General features: G+C 69.9%; 4 protein-coding genes. 1 reads left to right on the top strand and 3 read right to left on the bottom strand.

Annotation, left to right across the window (positions count from 1 at the left end; genetic code table 11):
- The 3 genes from ACWD1Z_RS36600 to ACWD1Z_RS36590 form a co-directional block, all read right to left on the bottom strand.
- Positions 1 to 347, bottom strand: a 347-nt coding sequence (locus ACWD1Z_RS36600) for a molybdopterin cofactor-binding domain-containing protein (RefSeq protein ID WP_451125114.1), incomplete at its 3' end; no start/stop codon positions are given.
- Positions 348 to 593: 246 nt separating this feature from the next.
- Positions 594 to 1,817, bottom strand: a complete 1,224-nt coding sequence (locus ACWD1Z_RS36595; protein WP_451125112.1) for an oxygenase MpaB family protein — start codon at positions 1,815 to 1,817, stop codon at positions 594 to 596.
- A 191-nt stretch (positions 1,818 to 2,008) separates the two neighbouring features.
- Positions 2,009 to 3,238, bottom strand: coding sequence for an oxygenase MpaB family protein (locus ACWD1Z_RS36590; protein WP_451125110.1), 1,230 nt, complete (start codon positions 3,236 to 3,238; stop codon positions 2,009 to 2,011).
- 156 nt (positions 3,239 to 3,394) lie between these two features.
- On the opposite strand from ACWD1Z_RS36590, the gene ACWD1Z_RS36585 reads away from it, so the two are divergent.
- Positions 3,395 to 4,114, top strand: coding sequence for a TetR/AcrR family transcriptional regulator (locus ACWD1Z_RS36585; protein WP_451125108.1), 720 nt, complete (start codon positions 3,395 to 3,397; stop codon positions 4,112 to 4,114).
- Positions 4,115 to 4,233: the final 119 nt, after the last annotated feature.

Genomic DNA, 4,233 nt, shown 5'->3' with positions numbered 1-4,233 from the left:
ACCCGTACCCGCTCGACGGGGACGTTCAGTTCCTCGGCGATGAGCATGGCCGTCGAGGTGGTGATGCCCTGGCCCACCTCGGTCCGCGGCAGTGCGAAGGACACGGTGCCGTCCGTGCCCACCTCGACCGTGATCAGGCCGGAGGTGGGCAGGGCCGCCGCGGTCATCACGTCGTTGAGGTCGAACAGTTCCGTGATCTCGGGGGAGGGGATGTCCGCTCGGGCCGGGGAGGCCGGGGCGAGTTCGGCCGCCGTCACCAGGGTGGGACCGGCCACGAGGTAGCCGAGGAACCGGCGCCTGCCGACGGAAGGCGGTCCGGACCGGGGCGCGGGGTCATTGGCGGCCATCGGCTGCCCCTCTCCGCGCTGCCGGACCGGGCGGAAGGGGCGGCGGCACGTGGGTGGCGGTGGCCGCGAAGGACGCCGTGGGGGTTCCGTCACTGCGCGATCTCGTCATGATTCCATCTCGCTGGTCGGCTGCGTGCGTTCACGTGCGCGGGGTTCCGGGGCGGCGGATCGGCCACTGCCCCGCAGCGGTACGGGTGTGCGGGTCCCACCGGGACGGGCGGGACCCGGTCGTGTCCCGGGGGAGGTTCAGGACGGACGGTTGGTGTCGGGGATCTCGATGTCGATGGCCTCGCCCTCGGCCAGGAAGAGCAGGACGAACTTACGGATCGCCTCCTCCACTGTCCAGGCCGCCTCCGGGACCAGCGGCAAGGGGATCAGGCCCTCGCGGAAGGCCACCAGGAGGGGCCAGGCCGCGCTGATCAGCGGCTGCCAGAAGGGCTCCCTGTCCAGTCCGATGGCGTCGCCGACCTTGTCGCCCACCGTGTACCGGGAGAAGGCGTTGATCAGCGGGCGGGTGAGACCGGCGTCAAGTTCGGCGACGATGTCCAGCAGCACTTCGGTCAGTGCGTGGCCCTCGGGTGTGGGGGCCAGGATCGGGTCGACGACCTGCTGGTACTGGGAGTTGGCCTCGGCCCAGGAACTGGGGATGTACTCGTCGAGGACGCCGAGCATGTGGGCGGTCACCTGCCACACGTGCAGGAAGCCGTCCGACTCGGCGGTGCTGACCGGGACCCGCCAGTCCTTCAGCTTGCGCATGCCGAACGTGGCCAGGCTGTGCCAGGTGACCATCACGTCGGCCTGGCTGATCGGGATGGTCTGGCCGCCGCTGGTCCGGGACCAGCCGGGGGACTGCGGCAGCAGATGCCGCACGGCCGCGTGCACCAGGCGGGTCTTCACACAGGTCACGATCATCGAGCCCTGCGGCTGATAGGCGTCCAGGTCGCCGATGTCGTACCCGAGCTTCGCGGTCTTGGCGATGCGGTCCTTCATGTCCGCGCCGCCCTTGGAGTAGTAGACGGCGCGTGCCTCCCGCGGGATGGCGGTACTCATCAGGCCGCTGCCCAGCCCGTACAGGGCGCCGGTGTAGATGCCCTTCTTCTTGGTGAACTCGACCGCGGCCGCCAGCTTCCTCGAGTCCGCCCAGGAGGGCAGTCGGCGTGCCTTCTCCATGAAGTCGCGCAGATCCGCGGGCAGTCCGGCCGGCAGCGGCTGGTCGTTGCGGGTCCACTGCCGCAGCAGTTCGTTGACCCTGGGCACGTCACCGCGGTCGATGACGGCGGCGAGCACCGGGTCGGCCTCCTCGTCCCAGACCCACTCCGGGTCCAGTCCCGCCCCTTTGCCCGCCACCGATCCGCTCGGCGCCCAGGTCCACGGGGGACGCGCCTGGGCCGGCGTGGCCGCGCTCAGCGCGCCCAGCGCCCCGAGCGCCCCTCCCGTGATCAGCATTCTGCGCCTGCTGACTCCGTCCATGGGTGAACTCCTTGTCGACGATCGCTGCTGATGACCACCGGGACACGGCGAAGCGGCAGGTGTGTCCTCGGCGTGGCGTACTCCGTGAGGTGCGCCGGTGCGATGGCTCCGGGCGCGGGTGGAGCGGTGCGCGGGTGGAGCGGTGCGCGGCTCTCCACCATCAGATGCTGCGCGTGTGACGAACCGGCGGGTCAGTCGGGCCGGTTGGTGTCGGGGATGACGATGCTCGTGCCCCGGCCTTTGGTGAGGTAGAACATGATGTACTTCCGGGCCGCCTCGTCGATCGTCCAGGCGAGGGGCGGCACCAGTGGAAAGGGGATCAGCTTCTCGCGGAAGGCGACGAGCTTCGGCCAGGCGGTCGCGATCGCCTTCTCCCAGAACGGCTCGGGGGGAATGCCGTCCCAGTCCGCGACCTGGTCGCCGACCAGGTACCGGGCGAGCGCGTTGACGAGCGGACGGTCGACGCCGCCCGGACTGGTCTGCTCGGCGAGCTGGCCCAGCAGGATGTCGGTCAGCTCGATGCCCTCGGGCGTGGAGTCCAGGACCGGGTCGAGTACCTGCTGGGACTGGGAGTTGGCCGCGGCCCAGGTGGCCGGGATGTACTCGTCGCGGATGCCGAGCAGGTGCGCCGTCACCTGCCAGAGGTGGAGATAGGCCGCCGAGTCGGCGGGCGGGATCGGAACCTTCCATTCGAGCATCTTGCGCATCGCGTAGGTGGGCAGGCTGTGCCAGGTGACCAGCATGTCCTGCTGGCTGATCGGGATGGTCTGGCCGCCGCTGGTCCGGGACCAGCCCGGCGACTGCGGCAGCAGATGGCGTACGGCCGCGTGCACGAGCCGTGTCTTGACGGCCTCCACCATCACCTTGCCGTCGGGCCGGTAGGCGTTGAGGTCGCCGACGGCGAAGCCCAGCAGGCTCGTCTTGGCGACCCGGTCCTCCATGTCGGCGCCGCCCTTGGAGTAGTAGACGGCGCGTGCCTCCCGGGGGATGGCGGTGCTCAGCATCCCACCACCCACTCCGTTGAGCAGGTTGAGGTAGATGCCCCGGGACTTGTTGAACTCGGCCGCCGTCTCCAGTTTCCCGCGGTCGGCCCAGGAGGGCAGTTGACGCGCCCTCTCCATGAACTCCCGCAAGTCCGCAGGCAGTTGGGCGGGCACCGGCTGGTCGTTGCGGGTCCACGTCCGCAGCGCCTCGTTGACCTTGGCCACGTCGCCGCGGTCGATGACGGCGGCGACGAGCTGGTCGGCCTCCTCGTCCCACACCCACTCCGGGTCCAGCCCGGCACCCGCGCCGGCCACCGAGCCACTCGGTGCCCACGTCCACAGGGACCGCGCACGGGCCGGCGAGGCCATGCTCAGCGCCCCGAACGCTCCCAGCGCTCCGCCCGTGAGCAGCATCTTGCGCCTGCTGAGTCCGTCCATCTCCGCGAACTCCTCCTTGAGTTCCGACTGCCGTGCGGACCTATGGCCTTATCGGCCTTCTTTGATACGGTGAAACACGCGGCGCATCTCTGTATCTCCAGGGGAGCACAAGCGGAACGTGAACGCCAGGGGCATCACGGGATCAGGGAGGCGCTCGTGAAGATCCCTCACGCAACTGCCGAAGCCGGCCCGGGATCCCTGTCCTTGCTCGACATCGCGTTCGCCGATGCCGTCAGAGGCGCCCACCAGGGCGACGAGACGACCGTGCGCCTCCTGGACGCCGCCCATGAACAGTTCTGCCGCGTGGGAATCAAGCGCTGCGGCATGGGAGATGTGGCGCGGCTGGCGGGAGTCTCGCGGGTCACCGTCTACCGCCGCTTCGCCACCAAGGACGTCCTGGTCGAGCAGGTCGTGCGACGCGAGTTCCGGCGCTACTTCGCCCAGTTCATCATCGACATCCGGAGCGCCCGCACCCTCGCCGACCGGGTCGCCGTCGGCTTCGTGAACTCCATGCGGGCCATCCGCGGCAACCCGCTCATCGGCGGACTCCTGGCCTGGGATCCGGAGGCCGTCGTACTGTCCATGACCAACGACGGCGGTCACACCCTGAGCACGGTGCAACGGTTCCTCGCCGGAAGGCTCCGGCAGGAGCAGCGGGACGGTCATGTCGCCGAGGGAGTGGATGTCGGCCTCGTGGCCGAGATGATGGTCCGCGTCTCCGCGTCCCTGCTGGTCATCCCGAGCCACGTCATCGATCTGGCCGACGAGGCGCGACTGGACGCGGTGGCCCGCGAGTTCCTGGTGCCGATGCTGGACCCGCCACGCCGTACAGCACAGCGACGCCGAGCCAACCAGCCGAGCGACAGCCCTGGTTGACGTTCCCGCAGAAGCAGGCGACGAGCCGCACGAGCACACCCGTGACAGTCACCACCACCCACACCTACGCCGACCGCGTCGACACCGTGCAGAAGGCGCACGGCGCCGGGCTGTCCGCC

The sequence above is a fragment of the Streptomyces sp. NPDC002784 genome, from assembly GCF_053592135.1.
This window is presented reverse-complemented; position numbering and strand designations above follow the sequence as displayed.

Coding starts and splice junctions, on each gene's coding strand:
- ACWD1Z_RS36595 (WP_451125112.1), bottom strand. CDS start 1,817: ATGGACGGAGTCAGCAGGCGCAGAATGCTGATCACGGGAGGGGCGCTC.
- ACWD1Z_RS36590 (WP_451125110.1), bottom strand. CDS start 3,238: ATGGACGGACTCAGCAGGCGCAAGATGCTGCTCACGGGCGGAGCGCTG.